17 protein-coding genes are annotated in these 20,368 nt (G+C 71.9%); 13 read left to right on the forward strand and 4 right to left on the reverse strand.

What is annotated here, in order from left to right; genetic code table 11:
- Nucleotides 1-104 precede the first annotated feature (104 nt).
- The 8 genes from JOE35_RS05675 (at nucleotide 105) to JOE35_RS05710 (ending at nucleotide 8,854) form a co-directional block, all read left to right on the forward strand.
- Nucleotides 105-842, forward strand: coding sequence for a sugar phosphate isomerase/epimerase (locus JOE35_RS05675; RefSeq protein WP_209560264.1), 738 nt, complete (start codon nucleotides 105-107; stop codon nucleotides 840-842).
- Nucleotides 839-1,987, forward strand: a complete 1,149-nt coding sequence (locus JOE35_RS05680; protein ID WP_209560265.1) for a Gfo/Idh/MocA family protein — start codon at nucleotides 839-841, stop codon at nucleotides 1,985-1,987. The genes JOE35_RS05675 and JOE35_RS05680 overlap by 4 nt, the downstream gene beginning before the upstream one ends.
- Before the next feature lie 201 nt (nucleotides 1,988-2,188).
- Nucleotides 2,189-3,517, forward strand: a complete 1,329-nt coding sequence (locus JOE35_RS05685; RefSeq protein WP_209560266.1) for a sugar ABC transporter substrate-binding protein — start codon at nucleotides 2,189-2,191, stop codon at nucleotides 3,515-3,517.
- 88 nt (nucleotides 3,518-3,605) lie between these two features.
- Nucleotides 3,606-4,604 carry a carbohydrate ABC transporter permease gene (locus tag JOE35_RS05690; protein ID WP_209560267.1) on the forward strand — a complete coding sequence of 333 codons (999 nt, stop codon included), beginning with the start codon at nucleotides 3,606-3,608 and terminating at the stop codon, nucleotides 4,602-4,604.
- Nucleotides 4,597-5,436 carry a carbohydrate ABC transporter permease gene (locus tag JOE35_RS05695; RefSeq protein ID WP_146899186.1) on the forward strand — a complete coding sequence of 280 codons (840 nt, stop codon included), beginning with the start codon at nucleotides 4,597-4,599 and terminating at the stop codon, nucleotides 5,434-5,436. The genes JOE35_RS05690 and JOE35_RS05695 overlap by 8 nt, the downstream gene beginning before the upstream one ends.
- A gap of 36 nt (nucleotides 5,437-5,472) precedes the next feature.
- The gene (locus JOE35_RS05700) at nucleotides 5,473-6,621 is read left to right on the forward strand and encodes a Gfo/Idh/MocA family protein (RefSeq protein ID WP_374099695.1); all 1,149 of its coding nucleotides are present in this window, start codon (nucleotides 5,473-5,475) and stop codon (nucleotides 6,619-6,621) included.
- A gap of 107 nt (nucleotides 6,622-6,728) precedes the next feature.
- Nucleotides 6,729-7,742 (forward strand): sugar phosphate isomerase/epimerase, encoded by a 1,014-nt coding sequence (locus tag JOE35_RS05705; RefSeq protein WP_209560268.1) that lies wholly within the window; start codon nucleotides 6,729-6,731, stop codon nucleotides 7,740-7,742.
- Nucleotides 7,743-7,888: 146 nt separating this feature from the next.
- Complete coding sequence (locus JOE35_RS05710; RefSeq protein ID WP_307802958.1) at nucleotides 7,889-8,854, forward strand: biopolymer transporter Tol; 966 nt, start codon at nucleotides 7,889-7,891, stop codon at nucleotides 8,852-8,854.
- Between the two features lie 74 nt (nucleotides 8,855-8,928).
- Here JOE35_RS05710 and JOE35_RS05715 read toward each other — a convergent pair whose 3' ends face one another.
- Together JOE35_RS05715 and JOE35_RS05720 are read right to left on the reverse strand one after the other, a co-directional pair.
- Nucleotides 8,929-9,609 carry an ABC transporter ATP-binding protein gene (locus tag JOE35_RS05715; protein ID WP_209561902.1) on the reverse strand — a complete coding sequence of 227 codons (681 nt, stop codon included), beginning with the start codon at nucleotides 9,607-9,609 and terminating at the stop codon, nucleotides 8,929-8,931.
- Between the two features lie 77 nt (nucleotides 9,610-9,686).
- Complete coding sequence (locus JOE35_RS05720) at nucleotides 9,687-11,249, reverse strand: ABC transporter permease (protein WP_209560270.1); 1,563 nt, start codon at nucleotides 11,247-11,249, stop codon at nucleotides 9,687-9,689.
- Nucleotides 11,250-11,420: 171 nt separating this feature from the next.
- Here JOE35_RS05720 and JOE35_RS05725 point away from each other — a divergent pair, with 171 nt between their 5' ends.
- The 4 genes from JOE35_RS05725 to rplL all read left to right on the forward strand — a co-directional run bounded on the left by JOE35_RS05725 (nucleotide 11,421) and on the right by rplL (nucleotide 14,983).
- Entirely contained in the window at nucleotides 11,421-12,167 is a 747-nt protein-coding gene (locus tag JOE35_RS05725; protein ID WP_209560271.1) for a response regulator transcription factor, read from the forward strand.
- A 47-nt stretch (nucleotides 12,168-12,214) separates the two neighbouring features.
- Nucleotides 12,215-13,768 (forward strand): HAMP domain-containing sensor histidine kinase, encoded by a 1,554-nt coding sequence (locus JOE35_RS16050; protein WP_209560272.1) that lies wholly within the window; start codon nucleotides 12,215-12,217, stop codon nucleotides 13,766-13,768.
- Nucleotides 13,769-14,032: 264 nt separating this feature from the next.
- The gene (gene rplJ / locus JOE35_RS05735; RefSeq protein WP_123546685.1) at nucleotides 14,033-14,548 is read left to right on the forward strand and encodes a 50S ribosomal protein L10; all 516 of its coding nucleotides are present in this window, start codon (nucleotides 14,033-14,035) and stop codon (nucleotides 14,546-14,548) included.
- Between the two features lie 51 nt (nucleotides 14,549-14,599).
- On the forward strand, nucleotides 14,600-14,983 hold the full coding sequence (rplL, locus tag JOE35_RS05740; protein WP_123546684.1) for a 50S ribosomal protein L7/L12: 384 nt from the start codon (nucleotides 14,600-14,602) through the stop codon (nucleotides 14,981-14,983).
- Nucleotides 14,984-15,127: 144 nt separating this feature from the next.
- On the opposite strand, the gene JOE35_RS05745 is transcribed toward rplL, so the two are convergent.
- Nucleotides 15,128-16,579: an APC family permease gene (locus JOE35_RS05745; RefSeq protein ID WP_209560273.1), complete on the reverse strand. Its 1,452-nt coding sequence runs from the start codon at nucleotides 16,577-16,579 to the stop codon at nucleotides 15,128-15,130.
- A gap of 116 nt (nucleotides 16,580-16,695) precedes the next feature.
- A complete protein-coding gene (locus tag JOE35_RS16055; RefSeq protein ID WP_209560274.1) occupies nucleotides 16,696-18,294 on the reverse strand; it encodes a LuxR C-terminal-related transcriptional regulator in 1,599 nt (532 codons plus the stop codon).
- Nucleotides 18,295-18,468: 174 nt separating this feature from the next.
- Between JOE35_RS16055 and JOE35_RS05755 the strand changes: the two genes are divergently transcribed.
- Nucleotides 18,469-20,358 carry an ABC transporter ATP-binding protein gene (locus JOE35_RS05755; protein ID WP_209560275.1) on the forward strand — a complete coding sequence of 630 codons (1,890 nt, stop codon included), beginning with the start codon at nucleotides 18,469-18,471 and terminating at the stop codon, nucleotides 20,356-20,358.
- Nucleotides 20,359-20,368 lie beyond the last annotated feature (10 nt).

Genomic DNA, 20,368 nt, shown 5'->3' on the forward strand with positions numbered 1-20,368 from the left:
GCTCCGACAGAAGTGGTCCTATGGTCGGTCTCGATCAGCGGTGATCGACTCCCCACGAGGGGCAGCGACGCCGTACTCGCCCCACTCGAAGAGGAGTACCCCTGGTGACATCACCGATCTCGGTCCAGCTCTACACGGTCAGGGACGCCATCGCGGCCGACCTGCCCGGCACCCTCCAGCGCATCGCCGACATCGGCTACACGCAGGTCGAGCCGTGGGGCTTCGTCGAGCGCGTCGAGGAGTACGCGGAGGCGCTGCCCGCCGCCGGCCTCACCGCGCCGAGCGCCCACGCCAAGCTCGTCGGCCAGGACCTCGAGCCGATCTTCGCCGCCGCCGTCCGGCTCGGCGTCGGCACCGTGATCGATCCCCACATCGACGAGACGCGCTGGGTCACCCGAGAGGACGTCGAGGCGATCGCCGCCGAGTTCGTCGCGATCTCGGACGCCGCGGCGGCCCACGGCCTCTCGGTCGGCTACCACAACCACGAGTTCGAGCTCGAGGCCGTCATCGACGGCACCCCTGCCCTCGAGATCTTCGCGGCGGCCCTGCCGGCCGGCGTCGTGCTCGAGATCGACACCTACTGGGTCGAGGTCGGCGGCGTGGACGCGGCCGAGCTGCTGGCCCGTCTCGGCGACCAGGTCCAGTTCCTGCACGTCAAGGACGGGCCGAAGAGCAAGGACGACTCCGAGCAGGTAGCCGTCGGCAAGGGCGTCATGCCCGTGCGCGACATCCTCCGGGCCGCTCCCCAGGCCCTCGCCGTCGTCGAGCTCGACGACACCCGCGGCGACGTGTTCACCGCGCTGACCGACAGCTACGAGTTCCTGCAGGGAGTCCGCGCATGACCGACACCGCCACGACCTCCGACAGCGTCGCCGCCCGCGACGCCCGCACCGGCCCCGTCGGGGTCGGCGTCATCGGCGCCGGCGTCATCAGCGACCAGTACCTCGGCAACCTGACGAAGTTCCCCGACCTCGAGGTGCTCTTCGTCGCCGACATCGACGAGCCCCGCGCCGCCGCGCAGGCCGAGAAGTGGGGCGTGCCCGGCAGCGGCTCGGTCGACGAGCTGCTCGCCCACGACGGCGTCGAGATCGTCGTCAACCTCACCATCCCCGCCGCCCACGTCGAGGTCGCGCTCAAGGCCGTCGCGGCCGGCAAGCACGTCTGGGGCGAGAAGCCCTACGCCCTCGACCGCGAGAGCGGCGCCCGTCTGCTGCAGGCAGCGAAGGAGGCGGGGGTGCGGGTCGCCGTCGCTCCCGACACGTTCCTCGGGTCGGGCATCCAGACCGGGCTCCGCGTCGTCCGCCGCGGCGACATCGGCACGCCCCTCACCGGCCTGACGCTGTTCCAGGTGCCCGGCCCCGAGTCGTGGCACCCGAGCCCCGAGTTCCTGTTCGCGCACGGTGCCGGACCGATGTTCGACGTCGGACCGTACTACCTCACGACCCTCGTGCAGGTCTTCGGCCCGGTCGCGAAGGTGACCGCCACCTCCTCGAAGGCCCGCGAGACGCGCGTCATCGGCTCCGGCCCCAAGGCGGGCACCGAGTTCCCGGTCGAGGTCCCGACCCACATCAGCGCCCTGCTCCAGTTCGAGAACGGCGCCAGCGCGCAGGCCGTCTTCAGCTTCGACTCGAAGCTGGCCCGTGCCGGCTTCGTCGAGATCGCGGGCACCGAGGGCACGGCCGTGTTCCCCGACCCGAACGAGTTCGAGGGCGACACCGTCGTGCACACCGGCGGCGAGCAGCCGACCGTCGTGCCGGCCTCCGGCTCGACCTTCACCCGCGGCACCGGCGTGGCCGAGCTCGCCCAGGCGATCCGCGAGGGCCGTCGCGAGCGCGTCCCCGGCGAGCTGGCGTTCCACGTGCTCGACGTCATGGTCTCGCTGGCCGAGTCGGCCGAGCGCGGCGAGGGCGTCGTCGTCGAGTCGTCGCTCGAGCCCACGCCCGAGCTGCCAGAGGACTGGGACCCGTCCGTCCCGACCCTCGGCTGAGCCCTGGGCGGGCCGACCTCGACGACGAGGCCGGCCCGCCACCGGGACACCGCCCCTCCACTTTCCCTCCCACAGCACCACAGCACCACAGCACCACAGCACCACAGCACCACTGCACCGAAGCAGCTCAGCACCACAGCCACACAGCACTTCCCCCGCTCGATGAAGAGACCTCTCGAAGATGAGAAACCAGGAGAAGACATGAACACCAAGAAGTTCCGCTGGGTCGCCGCCCTCGCCGTCGGCGTCGTCGCGGCAGGCTCGATGACCGCCTGCTCCGCCTCCGGCGGCAGCGGCGACAGCGACACGATCACCTACTGGGCCAGCAACCAGGCCCCGACGGTCGAGCGCGACGCCGAGATCCTGCAGGAGTCCATCGACCGCTACACCGAGGAGACCGGGGTGAAGGTCGACCTCGAGGTCATCCCGTGGTCGGACCTCTACAACCGCATCCTCACCGCCGTCTCGAGCGGCGAGGGCCCCGACGTGCTCAACATCGGCAACACGTGGGCGGTGTCGCTGCAGTCGAGCGGCGCGTTCGTGCCGTGGGAGGGCGAGGCCCTCGACGCGATCGGCGGCCAGGACCGCTTCGTGCAGTCGAGCTTCGCCACGGGCGGCGCCGAGGGCCAGGCCCCGACGTCCGTGCCGATCTACGGCCTGTCGTACTCGCTGTACTACAACACGGCCATGTTCGAGGCGGCCGGCATCACCACTCCGCCCGCCACGTGGGACGAGTTCGTCGAGGACGCCAAGAAGCTGACGATCGACACGGACGGGGACGGCCAGATCGACCAGTGGGGCGTCACGATGGCCGGCTCGAGCATCGCGAACAACGCCCACCAGGCGTTCGTCCGCGGCCTGCAGAACGGCGGCTCGCTCTACGACGACGACGGCAACCCCGACTTCGGCAACGACGGCGTCGTGACCGGCGTGAAGGAGTGGGTCGACCTGATGGCCGTCGACAAGGTCGTCTCGCCGTCCGACGCCGAGAGCGTGAACGGCTCCGACATGGCGGCGACCTTCGCCGAGGGCCAGGCCGCGATGTTCTTCGACCAGGCTCCCGGTGACAACCTCAAGTCGCGCAACTTCACGGACTACGCCGCGGCACCCGTGCCGATGGAGACCGCCGACGCCACCGGCCTCGAGGGCACCCAGAGCCACGTCGCCGGCATCAACGTCAGCGTCTTCGAGAACTCGGGCAACAAGGAGGCGGCGATCGACTTCGTCAAGCACCTCACGAGCGACGACGAGCAGAAGTACCTCAACGAGTCGTTCGGCTCGCTGCCCGTGGTCACGACCGCGTACGACGACCCGGCGTTCCAGACGGACGTCATCAAGCTGAAGCAGACGATCCTCGCGGACCACGCCCAGCCCATGCCCCTCTACCCCTCCGAGGGACAGATGGAGACCCTGGTCGGCACCGCGATCAAGGACCTCCTCGCCACCGCGGCCCAGGGCGGCTCCGTCAGCGAGGCCGACGTGAAGTCGGCCCTCGAGGACGCGAACAGCCAGATGACCACGGGTCAGTAGCCCCGTCCCACCGTGCGGGGACCCGTCCGGCCGACAGCGTCAGCGCAGTCGGCCGGACGGGCCCCCCAGCCCCGCCGAGAGGACCGTCATGACCGTCAACGTTCTGCCCCCCGCCACCGCCGAGAAAGAGTCGGCCCCTGATCCGCACCAGCTGGCTCCGATCGAGCCCGCGAAGCGCAAGAAGCACCGCTCGCCGCTCGCCTACTTCCTGGTCGCCCCCGCGGCCCTGGCCGAGCTGCTCGTCCACATCGTCCCCATGGTGCTCGGCATCTGGATCGCGTTCATCACGCTGAACCAGCTCAGCATCGCCAACTGGGTGAACGCGCCCTTCGTCGGCCTGCAGAACTTCGTCACGGCCCTCGACCCCAGCTCGCCCATCGCGGGCCAGCTCTACGGGGCCCTCGGCCGCACCCTGCTCTTCACCGTGATCGTCGTCGCGATCGCGTGGAGCATGGGCATGCTCGGCGCCGTGCTGCTGACCAGCTCGTTCAAGGGCCGGGGCCTGCTCCGCACCCTGTTCCTCGTGCCCTACGCGCTGCCCTCGTACGTCGGCACCATCGCCTGGGCCTTCATGTTCAACCAGCGCGACGGGGCCATCAACCGGTTCCTGGTCGACGACCTCGGGATCCTGCAGGACAGGCCGTTCTGGCTGCTCGGCGGGAACTCGTTCTGGGCGATCGTCATCGTGACGGCCTGGCAGTTCTGGCCCTTCGCGTTCCTGATGCTGCTCGCGGCGCTGCAGAACATCCCGGGCGACGTCTACGAGGCCGCCAGCCTCGACGGCGCCAGCCTCTGGAAGCAGTTCACGAACATCACGCTGCCGATGGTGAAGCCCGCCAACGCCGTGCTGCTGCTCATCATGAGCCTCTGGATCTTCAACCAGTTCAACGTGCCGTACGTGCTCTTCGGCCCGGCCTCGCCCGAGCAGGCGACGCTCATCTCGCCGCTGATCTACCAGCAGAGCTTCAACAACTGGAACTTCGGCCTCGGCGGCGCCATGAGCGTCATGCTCCTGGTCGTGCTGCTGATCGCGTCGGCGTTCTACATCCGGATGGTCCTCCCGAAGGGGCAGCACGACAATGATTGAGACCCGCGGCTTCAAGATCTTCCGCTTCTTCGGCCTGGCGTTCCTGTCGCTGGTCGTGATCGTCCCGCTCTACGTGGTGCTCACGACCTCGATCAAGCCGCTGGCCGACGTGCAGGGCCTGTTCACCTGGATCCCCTCGCGCGTCACCCTCGAGCCGTACGTCCAGATCTGGCAGACGGTGCCCCTGGCGTCGTACTTCAAGAACAGCCTGATCGTGACGATCTCGGCGACGATCCTGTCGGTGGCCATGGCCGTGCTGGCCGCCTACGCTCTGGCCCGGCTCCGCTTCAAGGGCCAGCGCAGCTTCAGCCTCGTGGTGCTCTCGACCCAGATGTTCCCCGGCATCCTGTTCCTCCTGCCGCTGTTCCTGATCTTCGTGCAGATCCAGCGCACGGTCGGGGTGCAGCTGACAGGCAGCTACCTCGGGCTGATCATCACCTACATGACGTTCAGCCTGCCGTTCTCGATCTGGATGCTGACGGGCTACTTCGCCTCCATCCCGAAAGAACTCGAGGAGGCGTCGATGATCGACGGCACCGGACGCCTCGGCGCCCTGTTCCGCGTGATCATCCCCGTCGCGAAGCCCGGCATCATCGCCGTCGCGGTCTACGCCTTCATCACGGCGTGGGGCGAGGTGCTCTTCGCCTCGGTGCTCACGAGCAAGGACACCAGGACCCTGTCGATCGGCCTCAGGGCGTACGCCTCGCAGCAGGACGTCTACTGGAACCAGCTGATGGCGGCCTCGGTCGTCGTCTCGCTGCCCGTGCTGATCGGCTTCATGCTCGTGCAGAAGCACCTCATCACCGGTCTGTCGTCCGGTGCCGTCAAGTGACGGCGACCGGCCGGGCCTGACCACGGGGGAGGGGCGGTGACCGACGTGGGGGAGGCGGCGCCTCGCCTGGCGGACGTCGCCCCGACCCGGAGGGGCGTGACCTCGGTCGCGCCCCTCCGGGTGGGGGTGGTCGGCGGCGGCTTCATGGGGCGGGTCCACACGGCCGCGGCCAGGGCGGCCGGCGCGCAGGTGGTCGCGGTCGCGTCGTCGAGCCCGGCCAGCGCCTCCTGGGCCGCCGCCGCACTCGGCATCCAGACCGCCCACGACACCGTGCAGGACCTGCTCGACGACCCCGGCGTCGACGTGGTCCACCTCTGCACGCCGAACACCCTGCACGCGCGGCTCGCCCTCGCGGCCCTGGCAGCCGGCAAGCACGTGGTCTGCGAGAAGCCGCTGGCCACCTCGACGGCCGAGGCCGACGAGCTCGTGCGGGCAGCCCGGACGGCAGGCAGGACCGCCGCGGTCCCGTTCGTCTACCGGTACCACCCGATGGTGCGGGAGGCGCGGGCCAGGGTGGCCTCGGGCGTCACGGGCCGCGTGCTGAGCGTCCGCGGCAGCTACCTGCAGGACTGGCTGCTCGACCGCGACGACGTCGACTGGCGGGTCGACTCGGCCTCGGGCGGCCCCTCGCGTGCCTTCGCCGACATCGGCAGCCACCTCGTCGACCTGGTCGAGTTCGTCCTGGGCGACCGCGTCGCGAGCCTCTCCGCCGTCGTCGACCGCGTCCACGACGAACGCGGCGGCCGCCCGGTCGACACCGAGGACGAGGCCGCGGTCGTCTTCGAGACGGCCGCCGGCGTCATCGGCACCCTCTTCGTGTCGCAGGTGGCGCCGGGGCGGAAGAACCGCCTCCTCGTCGACGTCGCCGGCACGGCCGAGAGCCTCGAGTTCTCGCAGGAGGAGCCCGACCGGCTCTGGATCGGCCGTCGCGCCGCGTCCGAGGTCGTGGTGCGCGACGCGGCCCGGCTCGTGCCGGACGCCGCCCGCCTCTCGACGCTGCCTGCCGGGCACCCGATGGGCTACCACGACGCCTTCGCCTCGTTCGTCCGCGACGTGCACGACGCCGTGCGCGGCGGACGGCCGGACGGGCTGCCGACCTTCGAGGACGGCCGCCGCGCCGTCGTCGTCACCGAGAGCGTCCTGCTCGCCGCCGCCGAGCGGCGCTGGGTGGACGTGCCCTCGTGAACGACCGACCCGTGGGGGGCCGCCTCGTGGACCGGCGCGGAGTGGACCAGGATGGAGCTGCACCGACGCGCCGACGCGCCGACGCACCGACGACGAGAGAGGCCGACATGGGCGAGAGCTCGCACCCCGTCACGCTGTTCACCGGCCAGTGGGCCGACCTGCCGCTCGAGGAGGTCGCGGCGCTCGCCGCGGGCTGGGGCTACGACGGCCTCGAGATCGCCGCGTCGGGCGACCACCTCGACCTCGAGCGCGCCGACAAGGACGACGCGTACCTGCGCGGCCGGCTCGACGTGCTCGAGCGGCACGGCCTCGGCGTCTGGGCCATCTCGAACCACCTCACGGGCCAGGCCGTCTGCGACGACCCGATCGACTTCCGGCACCAGGCGATCGTCCGCCCGAGCACGTGGGGCGACGGTGAGCCGGAGGGCGTCCGCCAGCGCGCGGCCGAGGACATGAAACGGGCGGCCAGGGTCGCCCGGCGGATGGGCGTCGACACGGTCGTCGGCTTCACGGGCTCGTCGATCTGGCCGTACGTCGCGATGTTCCCTCCGGTGCCCGAGAGCGTCATCGACGCCGGCTACGAGGACTTCGCCGCCCGCTGGAACCCCATCCTCGACGTCTTCGACGGCGAGGGCGTGCGGTTCGCCCACGAAGTGCACCCGTCCGAGATCGCGTACGACCACTGGACGAGCGTCCGCGCCCTCGACGCGATCGAGCACCGCGAGGCCTTCGGCTTCAACTGGGACCCGTCGCACATGCTGTGGCAGGGCGTCGACACGATCGGCTTCATCGTCGACTTCGCCGACAGGATCTACCACGTCGACTGCAAGGACACGCGGGTCAGGCCGAGCAGCGGCCGTGCCGGGGTGCTCGGCTCGCACCTCCCCTGGGGCGACCCTCGTCGCGGCTGGGACTTCGTCTCGACCGGGCACGGCGACGTCGACTGGGAGTCGGCGTTCCGCACCCTCGACGCCGTCGGCTACGCCGGGCCGATCTCGATCGAGTGGGAGGACGCCGGCATGGACCGGCTGCACGGGGCGCCCGAGGCGCTGGCCCACGTGCGCTCGCTGCTCTGGCCCCGGCCCACCGCCTCCTTCGACGCCGCCTTCTCCAACCAGTAGCCCTGCCCTGCCCCTCCTCATTCAGGAACATCAGTCCTGATCCGCGCGGCGGGGGGAGGCGGAGTCCTGATCGGTGCACCGTTCAGGATCAAGCAAGCCTGCGTTCCTGAATGCCGAGACCCGAACGACGAGAGAAGAGAACCCCCGTGCCCCGCACCCTGCAGCCCGGACAGTCGAGCCGCGTGCTCGTCGTCGACCCCGCGACCGGCGCCGTCGAGGTCGTGCTCGAGAGCACGAGCGTGCTCGTCGAGGCGCCCAACTGGAGCCCCGACGGCCACTGGCTGGTCGTCAACGCCGACGGCCTGCTCTGGCGCCTGCCCGCGGACGCCCGCGGCGTCGACGAGTCGGCGCTCGTGCCGGTCCCGCTGGGCGACGTGCCCGAGATCAACAACGACCACGTGATCGCGCCCGACCAGGGCGGCGTGTTCGTCAGCTCGCGCGACGGCCACCTCTACGAGGTCCCGTGGGACGGCGTCGCGCCCGGCGGGGAGGCACGCCGCGTCACGCGCGAGCACCCTGCCGACCGCAACCACAAGAACTACCTGCACGGCGTCTCGCCCGACGGCGCGACCCTCAGCGTGATCGTCGGGGCGCTGCCCGAGGCAGCAGCAGACCCCGGCGACGAGGAGGCGCGGGCCGGCTGGCAGACGAACGTCGTGCTGGTCTCGGTGGCCGACGGCGCCCCGACCCCCGTCACCTCGGACGTCCACCCCGACGACGGCGCCGAGTTCTCGCCCGACGGGCAGCACGTCTGGTTCAACTCCGAGCGGGCGTCGGGCGGCGTGGCGGGCCACGCCCAGCTGTTCCGGGCCCGGCCCGACGGCGGCGAGCTCGTGCAGGTCACGGACGACGAGCTCGTGAACTGGTTCCCGCACGTCTCGCTCGACGGGGCGACCCTGCTCTGGCTCGGCTACCCGACGGGCACGCTCGGCCACCCCGAGGACCGCGACGTCGTGCTCCGCACCCTGCCGCTCGGCCCGGACGGGCTGCCGACGCCGGGGGAGCAGCCGCACGACGTGCTGCGGCTGCTCGGCGGCCAGGGCACGATCAACGTGCCCTGCTGGGCGCCCGACTCGACGCGCTTCGCCTGCGCGGACTACCCGCGCGGCTGACCTGAGGACGAGGACGAGGACGAGGACGAGGCAGGACCCGGCACCGCGCCGGGTCCCGCCCTCGGACTCGGACGTCAGGCCGTCGGCAGCAGCTCGGCGACCTTCCCGCCCGCGATCCGCAGGCGCCGCTCGGCACGCCGGGCGACGGCCGAGTCGTGCGTGACGATGACGAGGGTCAGCCCGCGGTCGCGCCAGACGCCCTCGAGCAGGTCCATGATCTCGTCGCGGGTGGTCTCGTCGAGCGACCCGGTCGGCTCGTCGGCCAGCAGCACGGTCGGCTCCTTGACCAGGGCACGCGCGATGGCGACCCGCTGCTGCTGGCCGCCGCTGAGCTCGCCTGGCAGGTGGTCGGCCCGCTCCGCGAGCCCGACCGAGACCAGCGCCTCCTTCGCCCGCGCTCGCCGCTCGGGGCGCGGCACGGAGTCGTCCGCGAACGCCGTCTCGACGTTCTCCGCGGCCGTCAGCGTCGGGATCAGGTTGAAGCCCTGGAACACGAAGCCGACGTCGCGGGCCCGCACCGCCGCCAGCGCACGGTCGCCCGCCGTCGAGAGGTCGGAGTCGCCCAGCCGCACCGTGCCGCTCGTCGGCCGGTCGAGCGCCCCGAGCATCTGCAGCAGCGTCGACTTGCCGCCTCCGGTCGGGCCCTGGATCGCGACCAGCTGGCCCGCGGGGATCTCGAGGTCGACCCCGTCGAGAGCCGTGACGGTTCTCTTGCCCTGCGAGTAGGTCTTGGTGACGGCGGTGAGCGTGTACATGGGCGGGGTGCCTCCGGAGGTGGTGGTCGGGTCGACGAGGCCGGCGGGTGCCGACGAGGTGGTGGTGCTGATGTCGGTCACGCGACGCTCCTCAGCGCCTCGGCCGGGCGCAGCCGCGACGCGCGCCAGCCGCCCGCGGCCCCGGCGAGCAGCCCGCCGACGACGGCCAGGCCGACCGCGAGCAGCACGACCGAGATCGTGACGGGGGCGTGCAGGACGACGTCCGTCGTGGCCGCGGCCACCTGCTGGCCGAGGCCGCCGCCGCCGGCCGCCGCCGCGCCTCCTGCGTCGGTGGCCGCGCCGGGACCGCCCGCGCCGGGGCCGGCCGCCGCCGTGGTGGCCGCAGCCGACAGGGTCGGGGCGACGAGGTTCACCACGAGCAGCCCGACGAGGCCTGCCGCGACGCCGACGACGCCGCCGACCAGGCCCTGCACGATCGACTCGCCTGCGACCTGGCGGGTGATGCGCGCGTTGCTCCAGCCGATCGCCTTGAGGGTGCCGAACTCGCGGGTGCGGCGGCTGACGCCCGAGACGGTGAACAGGATCGCGATGAGGAACGCCGCGGCGAGCACGATCACGGAGAGCCAGGTGCCGAGCTTCCCGATCAGGTCGGAGGCGGTCGACAGCGAGCCGGAGACGCTCGACGCGAGGTCGGACTGCGTGCTCACGGTGGCGTCGGGCAGGGCGGCCTGCAGGTCGGTCTTCAGGGCGTCGACGCCGCTGGCGCTCGCCGCGGTCACGTAGACGTCGCTGATCTGGTCGGTCAGCCCGCTGAGCGCCTGCGCCGTGTCGAGGGGGACGTACGCGTCGGAGGCGGTGGCCGCGTCGGACGACGTGGACGAGACGATCCCCACCACCGTGAAGTCCGTGCCGCCGACGGCCAGCGTGTCGCCGACCGCGAGCTCGGCGCTCGTGGCGTACGTCTGGTCGAGCACGACGACGTCGGTGCCCGCGTCGTCGGCGGCGAGGGCACGGCCGTCGACGAGCGAGGCGCTGGTCAGGGGGCCGACCGCGGCCGCGCTCGGGTCGAGGCCCGTGACCGAGAACTGGTCGACGTCGAAGGCGCTGCCGCCGGCTCCGTCCGCTCCGCCCGTGGGAGGCGCGGGCTGAGTGCCCGTGTCGGTCCCGTCGGTGCCGGTGCCGGTGTCGGTGTCGGTGCCGGAGCCGGTCGCGCCGTCGGTGCCCGCGCCTCCTGCTGCGCCCTGCGAGAAGTCGGGCAGCGTGCCCGAGAAGCTCGAGTTCTGCAGGCTCAGCGTGGCCGTCGCGGCGGACACGCCGTCGACGCCCTCGACGGTCGCCAGGGCGGACGAGTCGAAGGTCGCCGTGCCGCGGGCGGCCGAGAGCGTGCTCTGCGCGACCTCGGTGCTGCCGTCGTCGGTGGTCGTGCCGTCGCCCGAGCCGAACGCGAACTGCTGGCCCGGGCCGCCGCCGTCGGCGCCCGGCTCGGCGGTCTGGGTGATCGTGACGTCGGTGCCGACGCCGTAGACGGACTCGAGCACGGACGACTGGGCGTTCCGCACGCCGGTCGCCACACCGCTGACGACGATGACGAGCGCGATGGCGAGGGCCGTGCCCGCCGCGATGATCATGGTCTGCTTGCGTCTGTTGCGGAGCTCTCTGAGCAGGTAGGTAAAGAACATCGTGGGTCTCCTCGGTGCAGGGGGATCCGCGGGGGATCAGGTCGGAGGCGACGCTAGGGAGGCGGTCTCGCAGCACCCGATGGGCCGACCATGAGGTCCCTATGAGAGACGCGCAGGCAACGCATCGGAGCAGCACAGTTGGTTCATAGGAACCGGCTCGAAGCTGAGTGCGTGACCACGACGACTCCCACCTCCGCACAGGCCCCCCGACTCACCAGGGCCGACGGCTCGCCCCTCCGAGTCCTCGTCGTCGACGACGAGAACAGCCTCACCGACCTCCTCTCCATGGCTCTCCGCTACGAGGGCTGGGACGTCAGGGCCGCCTCCGACGGTCAGGGCGCCCTCGCGCTCGCCCGCGAGTTCCAGCCCGACGCGATCGTGCTCGACTGGATGCTGCCCGACATCGACGGCATCCAGGTGCTCGGCCGCCTGCGGGCAGGGGGCGACGACACCCCGATCCTGTTCCTCACCGCGAAGGACTCGGTCGAGGACCGCGTCTCCGGCCTGACGGCCGGCGGCGACGACTACGTCACCAAGCCGTTCTCCCTCGAGGAGGTGGTGGCCCGGCTGCGAGGACTCATCCGCCGCTCGGCCTCGGCCGTCAGCGAGGCGGGCGACAGCCGCATCGTGGTCGGCGACCTGGTGCTCGACGAGGAGAGCTACGAGGTGCACCGCGGCGGGCGCGAGGTCGAGCTGACGGCGACCGAGTTCGAGCTGCTGCGCTTCCTGATGCGGAACCCTCGCCGCGTGCTCAGCAAGGCCCAGATCCTCGACCGCGTCTGGAGCTACGACTTCGGCGGCAAGTCGAGCGTCGTCGAGATCTACATCTCGTACCTCCGCAAGAAGATCGACGCGGGTGAAGAGGCGATGATCCACACCGTGCGCGGCGTGGGCTACGTCATCAAGCCCACGTCGTGAGCTCGGCCGCACCCGGAGGGTCCCGTCTCGCCGGGCTCCTCGGGCGCGTGCCCCGCGCCTCCGCCCCCCTCACGCTGCGCAACCGCCTGATCCTCAGCATCGTGGCCATCGTGGTGCTCCTCACCGTGGTCATCGGCACCGTGAGCGTCGTCGCGCTCCGCGGGTCGCTGATGCGTCAGCTCGACGACGACCTCGCCAGCGCGACCAGCCGGGCGGTGGCCGCCGCGTCGATCGGCGGGTCGGCCGGCCGGCCGAGCCTGAGCCCGGACAGCGACGCGTTCAGCGAGCCTCGCCAGGCACCGGGCACCTTCACCGCCGTGCTCGTCGGCGACGTCGTGCAGCAGGCCTTCACCGTGACCGAGACCGGCGAGCTGGTGGATCCCCTCACCGACGAGATCACCGCGGCGCTGGCGAGCGTGCCCGACGCGGGCGGCCCGGTCACCGTGTCGCTCGGCTCCGACCTCGGCGGCTACCGCGTCGAGGCCGTCCCGGTCACCCTCACCTCGCGGAGCGGCAGCTCGTCGTCGACGGGCGCCGTCTCGACCGGCTACCTCGTCGTGGGCCTGCCGACCGAGAGCGTGACCCAGACCGTCGCCGGGATGATCGCCTCCATCGCCTTCGTGACCCTGCTCGGCCTCGTCGTCGCGATCCTCATCGCCTACGCCGTCGTACGGCGCGCCCTGCGGCCCCTCGAGCGGCTGTCGGACACCGCGCTGCGCGTCGCCGAGCTTCCCCTCGACCGCGGCGAGGTGGCCCTCGCCGAGCGCGTCGACGAGCAGGACACGGACACCCGCACCGAGGTCGGCCGGGTGGGCGCGTCGCTGAACCACATGCTCGGGCACGTCGCTGCGGCGCTGGAGGCGCGGCAGCAGAGCGAGAACAAGGTGCGTCAGTTCGTCGCCGACGCCTCGCACGAGCTCCGCACCCCCCTCGCGTCGGTGCGCGGCTACGCCGAGCTGACGCGGCGGATGGGCGCCGGGCTGCCGGACGACGTCGTCTACGCGATGGGCCGGATCGAGTCGGAGTCGCTGCGGATGACGTCGCTCGTCGAGGACCTGCTGCTGCTCGCCCGCCTCGACGAGGGCCGCGACATCGTCGTGGCCGACGTCGACCTGACCCGTGTGGTGCTCGACGCCGTCAACGACGCCGCTGTGGCCGACCCGGCCCACGACGTCGACGTCGTGCTGCCCGACGAGCCGGTCGTCGTGCCGGGCGACGCCATGCGGCTGCACCAGATCGTCGCGAACCTGCTCACCAACTCGCGGACCCACACGCCCGAGGGCACGCCGGTCCACGTCGCCCTCGCCGTCGACGCGGCAGCCCGCTGCGCCGTCGTCACCGTGTCGGACGAGGGGCCGGGCATCGACCCGGCCGTGCTGCCGGTGCTGTTCGAGCGCTTCGCCCGGGCGGACAGCTCGCGCTCGCGCAAGGCGGGCTCGACCGGGCTCGGGCTCGCGATCGTCGAGGCCGTCGCGCACGCCCACGGCGGCGACGTCTCGGTCGCGAGCAGCGCCGACGGCGCCGTCTTCACGGTCCGCCTGCCGCTCGCGGGGATCCCTGCGGCAAGCGCGCCACGGGCTGCAGAACGGGCCACGACCTGACCGCAGGAGGCGCGACTTGCGTCGACGCGCCTCCTGCGTCTACTGTGTACCCAGCCCAAGACCGCCGGTTGTCCCTGTCTGCTCGCAGACGGAGACCGAAGGTTCTCGAGAGAGAGCGACCAGCGCAGGTGTGTGAAGTCGTTCCTCGCTTCTGCGAGATCCAGCTCCGTGCGCCAGCGCCGGAGCTTTTTCCATGCCCCGTCCTCGGACGAGACGTGAGCGAGTGCCAGGGGGCTGCCGGCACACCCACGTTTTAGGAGAGCCATGGCGAACAAGGAAGCATCGGTCGCCGAGCTCACGGAGAACTTCCGTAGCTCGACCGCCGTTCTGCTCACCGAGTACCGCGGTCTCACTGTGGCGGAGCTCAAGGAGCTCCGCACCGCCATCAGTGCAGACGCGACGTACGCCGTGGTGAAGAACACGCTCAGCAAGATCGCGGCGAACAACGCCGGCATCAGCTCGTTCGACGACGAGCTCGTCGGCCCGTCTGCGATCGCCTTCGTGCACGGAGACCCTGTCGCCGTCGCCAAGAGCATGCGTGACTTCGCCAAGGCACACCCCGCGCTGATCGTGAAGGGCGGTTACTTCGACGGTAACGCCCTGACCGCAGCCGAGGTCACCAAGCTCGCCGACCTCGAGTCGCGGGAGGTGCTGCTGGGCAAGCTGGCCGGCGCCTTCAAGGCCTCGCTGTTCGGCGCTGCTTACCTGTTCAACGCTCCGCTGTCGCAGGCCGTCCGCACGGTCGAGGCGCTGCGCGCGAAGCAGGAAGCCGACAGCTAACAGCTGTCGCAGCAACCACCACCACTTACAGAACACAACAAGGAGAACACCATGGCGAAGCTCACGCAGGACGAACTGATCGAGGCCTTCAAGGAGCTCACGCTCATCGAGCTCAGCGACTTCGTGAAGAAGTTCGAAGAGGTCTTCGAGGTCACCGCTGCTGCCCCCGTGGCCGCTGCCGGTGCCGCCGGCCCCGCCGCCCCCGCCGAGGAGGTCGAGGAGAAGGACAGCTTCGACGTCGTCCTCGAGGCTGCCGGCGACAAGAAGATCCAGGTCATCAAGGAGGTCCGCGCGCTCACGAGCCTCGGCCTCGGCGAGGCGAAGGCCGTCGTCGACGGTGCCCCCAACACCGTCATCGAGGGTGCGAACAAGGAGACGGCCGAGAAGGCCAAGGCTCAGCTCGAGGCTGCCGGCGCCACCGTCACCCTCAAGTAGCACCGGGGGCCGCACGGCCCCTCGCGACCTCGGTCGCACAGCACTGCCTGCTCGTCCGCGAGCACAGGAGGCGCCGCTCCCCACGGGGAGCGGCGCCTTCGTCGTTCCCGGATCCGGTCCACGGCACCGAGGAAGCAGGAGGCGTCAGCCGCGGGCGACGACCGAGTGGCGTCGGCCGTAGAGCGCGTACACCGCGACCCCGACCGCCATCCAGACGGCGAACGCGGCCCAGGTCACCCCGCCGAGCGTCACCATGAGCAGCACGCAGGTCGCGAAGCCGAGCAGCGGGACGACGGGGTAGAGCGGCACGCGGAAGGTCCGCTCGAGCTCCGGCCGGTTGCGCCGCAGCCAGATCACCGACAGGTTGACGAGCGCGAAGGCGAAGAGCGTGCCGATGCTCGTCGCGTCGGCGAGGGCGCCGAGGGGGATGAACGCCGCGGTGACGGCGACCGCGCCGCCGACGATCAGGGTGCCGGCGACGGGCGTGCGCGTCCGCGGCGAGATCCGGCCGAGGATCGACGGCACGAGCCCGTCGCGCGCCATCGACAGGAAGATGCGCGTCTGCCCGTAGAGCACGGTGAGGACGACGGAGGCGATGGCCGCGACCGCGGTCACGGCGAACAGGAACGCGACCCACGGCTGGCCCGTGATGTCGGCCACGATGGTCACGAGGGTCGCCTCGCCGTCGGTGAAGTCCTGCCACGGGCGGGCGCCGACCGCGGCCACCGCGACCAGGATGTACAGCACCGTGATGATGACGATCGAGGCGACGATCGCCCGCGGCAGGTCCCGTCTGGCGTCCCGCGCCTCCTCGCCGGCCGTGGACGCCGCGTCGAAGCCGATGTACGAGAAGAACAGGCGGGAGGCGGCGGCCGAGACCCCGGCGGCCCCCATCGGGGCGAGGGGCTCGAAGTTGCCGACGCTGAAGGCGGTGAACGCGACGGCGACGAAGAAGACGAGCAGGCCGACCTTGACGACGACCAGGACGGTGTTGACCCAGGCGCTCTCGCGGGCCCCCGGGACGAGCACGAGCGTGGCGAGCAGGACGAGGGCGGCGGCGGGGAGGTTCAGCAGGCCTCCCTCGGCGGGCGGACCGGCGACGACGTCTGGCAGTGCGAGGCCGAAGACGCGCAGCGCCTCGTCGACGTACTGGCCGGCGCCCACCGCGACGGCCGCGACCGACACGGCGTACTCGAGCACGAGGCACCAGCCGCAGACCCAGGCGATGCCTTCGCCGAGGGTCGCGTAGGCGTAGCTGTAGCTCGAGCCCGAGACGGGCACGCTGCCCGCCATCTCGGCGTACGACAGGGCCGAGAGCAGGGCGGCGACGCCCGCCAGGACGAACGCCAGCCAGACCGCGGGCCCGGCCAGCGGCACCGCGGTGCCGAGCACGACCAGGATGCCCGTGCCGAGCGTGGCCCCGATGCTGATGGCGGTCAGGTGCCAGACGCCCAGGGTGCGCCGGAGGCCCCGCGCGTCGGACGCCTCGGCCTCTCGGGCGAAGGCCTCGAGGGGCTTGCGACGCAGCAGCTGCTCACCGAGCGAGGGGCGGGCTGAGGCTGGGGCGGGGGAGGCGGGGGTCGGCTCGTCGTGCACCGCGAGAGGCTACCGCACGGCGAGGGAACAGCCCGGCCCCCGGCCCGGCAGGCCCGGCCCCCGGCCCGTCAGGCCCGGCCCCCCGGCCCGGCAGGTCAGTGCTCGGCTCGGCGGGATCAGTCCTCGTCGACGTGCAGCCCGAGCTGGCGCACCCGGGCGATCGCCTCCCGGCGGGACGTCGCCTGCAGCTTCCGGTAGATGCTCCGGACGTGGCTCTTGACCGTGTTGACCGAGATGAACAGCTGGCTGCCGATCTGGCCGAGGGTCTGGCCGGTCGCCAGGTGGCGCACGATGACGAGCTCGCGGTCGCTCAGCGGCTCCGCGAGGGGAGGCACGTCCGGCCCCTCGGCCGTGTGCAGGCGGGCGAGCACGCCGAGGGTCGCCTGCGGCTGGTCGCGCTGCACGGCGCGGGCCACGAGATGGTCGAGCAGCGGCTCCGGCAGGGTGCCGAAGACCCAGCTGGCGCCCGAGTGGCCTGCCTCGAGCAGGGCGCGGTCGAAGGCGATGTCGGCCTGGGCGGTGTCGCCCTGGGCCAGGTGGGCGGCCGCGGCGACGGCGTGGACGTGCCCGACGGTGCGCTCCGAGTGCAGGTCGCCGAGCACGAGGCACGCCTCGAGGTCGTCGAGCGCGGCCTGCGGCTCGCCGGTCGAGAGGTGGATGAGGGCGAGCACGCGGGCGGGGCACTCGATGTGGCGGTCGCCGGGCGAGAGGGGCTGGGCCAGGCGCCGCGCCTCCTGCGCCTGTCCGAGCTGGAGCATGGTCTCGGCACGGAGGGCCGTGGCCGACCGGCCGAGGACGACGGCGCCGGTGAAGCCCTGCACGAGGCGCGAGATGCGGCCGAGGTGGTCGAGCACCTCGATCGAGCGGCCCTGGGCGAGCAAGACGGTCGCCTCGGCGAACCAGCCGAGCGCCTCCCAGTCGCTGCCGCGGGCCGCGAGGTGCACGCGGGCGACGAGGTCGTCGTGCCCGCCGGGGGAGTCGTCCCGCTCGAGAGCGAGGTGCAGCCGGGCGATCTGGGCGAGGGCCCCGAACGAGCTGGCGAGCAGGTCGGTGCCCTCGGCGAGCTCGGCGGCGTGCTCGAGGTGCTCGTCGGCGAGCGCGAACTCGCCGAGCAGCACGGCGACGTAGGCGAGGGCGGACAGGCACTCGACGCGCTCGGCGATGCTGAGGTGCTCCTCGCCGAGGCCCGAGGCGAGCCCGAGCGCGAACTGGGCCTGGTCGTACTCGCCGTAGTGCAGGCGGATGAGGCCGAGCTGCAGCGAGAAGGAGGCGCTGAGGCTGATGCGGGCCGTGATCGACTCGGAGAGGTCGCTCTCGATCATCGTGCGGGCGACCTCGAGGTGCTCGTGGGCGACGACGAGGTTGCCGAGCGTCCGCAGCGCGGCGCCGAGGTGCACGTGGTAGCCGGCGCGCACCTCGAGGGGCAGGCCGGGGTCGGCGTCGATGGCCTTGGCCACGCCGCGGAACCACGGCAGCGCCGCGCTGCGCGAGCGGGAGCCGACCGATCGGTAGCTGGCGGCGAGGGCGAGCAGGATGAGCGGTCGACCGCTCCACTCCTCCTCGGGAGCCGAGCGGACGGCCTCGCGCAGACGGGCTCCCTGCAGCGGGGCTATCTGCGTCCAGGCCTGCTCGATGGCGTCGAGAGAGGCCCGCGCGTCGGCGGGCTGGAGCTCGACCCCTGTCGGGTCGGGTGATGCATCGTCAAGGGTGCGCACGGGTCCTACCTCTGCCGCATCGGGTAGTTCCCCGGTCGGGTCGGGGAATGCGGCGTCAGGGCGTGGTCAGGCACCCTGAGCTCCCAGCATAAATGAGCGATGTTCCCATCTGCGCGTCCCACGGCCAGATTGCCCCAGGAGTGGGGGGACGCGCCGCGGGCGTAGCCTCGCTCCATGAGCAGCGCGGGCGGGGCAGGCAGAGGAGGCGGCGGTCGAGCAGGAGGAGGCGGCGGCGGTCGTGGCGGCCGGGTCTCGAGCGGCGACGCCGCGGCCCAGAAGGCGGCCAACGCCGCCGCGCCGAAGATCCCCGACCTCTTCCGGCGCATCCGCGGGCTCTTCTCCCCGCACCGACGCGCACTCGTCGTCACCGTCGTGCTGGTGCTCGTCGGCGCGGCGATCAGCGTCGCGCCTCCTCTGCTCACCAAGCAGGCGTTCGACCGCGGGCTGTTCCCCGCGGGCGGCCCCGACGTCCCGGTGCTGATGGAGCTCGTCGGCCTGATGATCGGGCTGTGGGTGCTGTCGGCCGGCATCGGCGTCTGGCAGACGTACCTCACGGCCACGGTCGGCAACAGCGTGATGGGCGCCCTCCGCATCCGGCTGTTCGGGCACCTCCAGCGGATGGAGCTCGCGTTCTTCACCCGGACGAAGACCGGCGTCATCCAGTCCCGGCTGCAGAACGACGTCGGCGGCGTCGCGAACGTGCTGAGCAACACGATCTCGAGCGTGCTCGGCAACACTGTCACGGTGATCGCGGCGTTCATCTCGATGCTCGTGCTCAGCTGGCAGATGACCGTCGTCACCGTCATCCTGCTGCCGCTGCTCGTCGTGGCCCAGCGCCGGGTCGGACAGGTGCGGGCGCGCATCGCGACCAAGACGCAGGAGTCGCTCTCGGACATGACCGCGATCACGCAGGAGGCGCTGAGCGTCAGCGGCATCCTGCTCGCGAAGAGCTTCAACCAGCAGCGCAGCGAGGTCGAACGCTACTCGGCCGAGAACCGCACGCAGATCGGCCTGCAGGTGCGGCAGCAGATGAGCGGCCAGTGGTTCTTCGCCGTCGTGCAGATCTTCCTGTCGGTCATCCCGGCGCTGATCTACCTGGTCGCCGCCTGGCTCATCCTCCGCGACGTGCCGGTGACCGCCGGCACGATCGTCGCGTTCACGACGGTGCAGGCGCGGCTGACCTTCCCGCTGATGGGGCTCCTCCGGGTGGCCCTCGACCTGCAGACATCGGGCGCCCTCTTCGCGCGCATCTTCGAGTACCTCGACCTGCGGCCCGCCATCACCGACGGCGGGGCCTCCGCGACGGTCGACGAGGCCCAGCTCGGCCGCGTCGAGTTCGACGACGTCGAGTTCGCCTACCCCGACGCCGAGCCGGGGCAGCGGACCCTCCGCGGCGTCTCGTTCGACATCGAGCCGGGCCAGTTCGCGGCCTTCGTCGGGCCGAGCGGCGCGGGCAAGACGACGGTGTCGTACCTCATCCCGCGCTTCTACGAGGCGACCGGCGGCAGCGTGCGCTTCGCCGGCACCGACGTCCGCGACCTGCGGCAGGAGTCGCTCGTCGAGAACATCGGCATCGTCAGCCAGGAGACCTACCTGTTCCACGCGACGATCGGCGACAACCTCCGCTACGCGCGGCCGGACGCGACCGACGAGCAGCTCGTCGACGCCGCCCGGCAGGCGAACATCCACGAGACGATCGCGTCGTTCCCCGACGGCTACGACACCGTGGTGGGCGAACGCGGCTACCGCCTCTCCGGCGGCGAGAAGCAGCGCATCGCCATCGCCCGCGTGCTGCTCAAGGACCCGGCGGTGCTGGTGCTCGACGAGGCGACGAGCGCGCTCGACACCGTGTCCGAGCGGGTCGTGCAGGAGGCGCTGGACACGGCCACGAGAGGGCGCACGACGATCGCCATCGCGCACCGCCTCTCCACGGTCCGCCACGCGGACGTCGTCTTCGTCGTCGACGGCGGGCGCATCGTCGAGCGCGGCACGCACGACGAGCTCGTCGCCCTCGGCGGCGTGTACGCCGACCTCTACGGGCAGCAGGTGGCGTCGACGACGTGACCGGCGCCTC

Source organism: Frigoribacterium sp. PvP032 (assembly GCF_017833035.1).
In the GTDB taxonomy this organism is placed as follows: Bacteria; Actinomycetota; Actinomycetes; order Actinomycetales; family Microbacteriaceae; genus Frigoribacterium.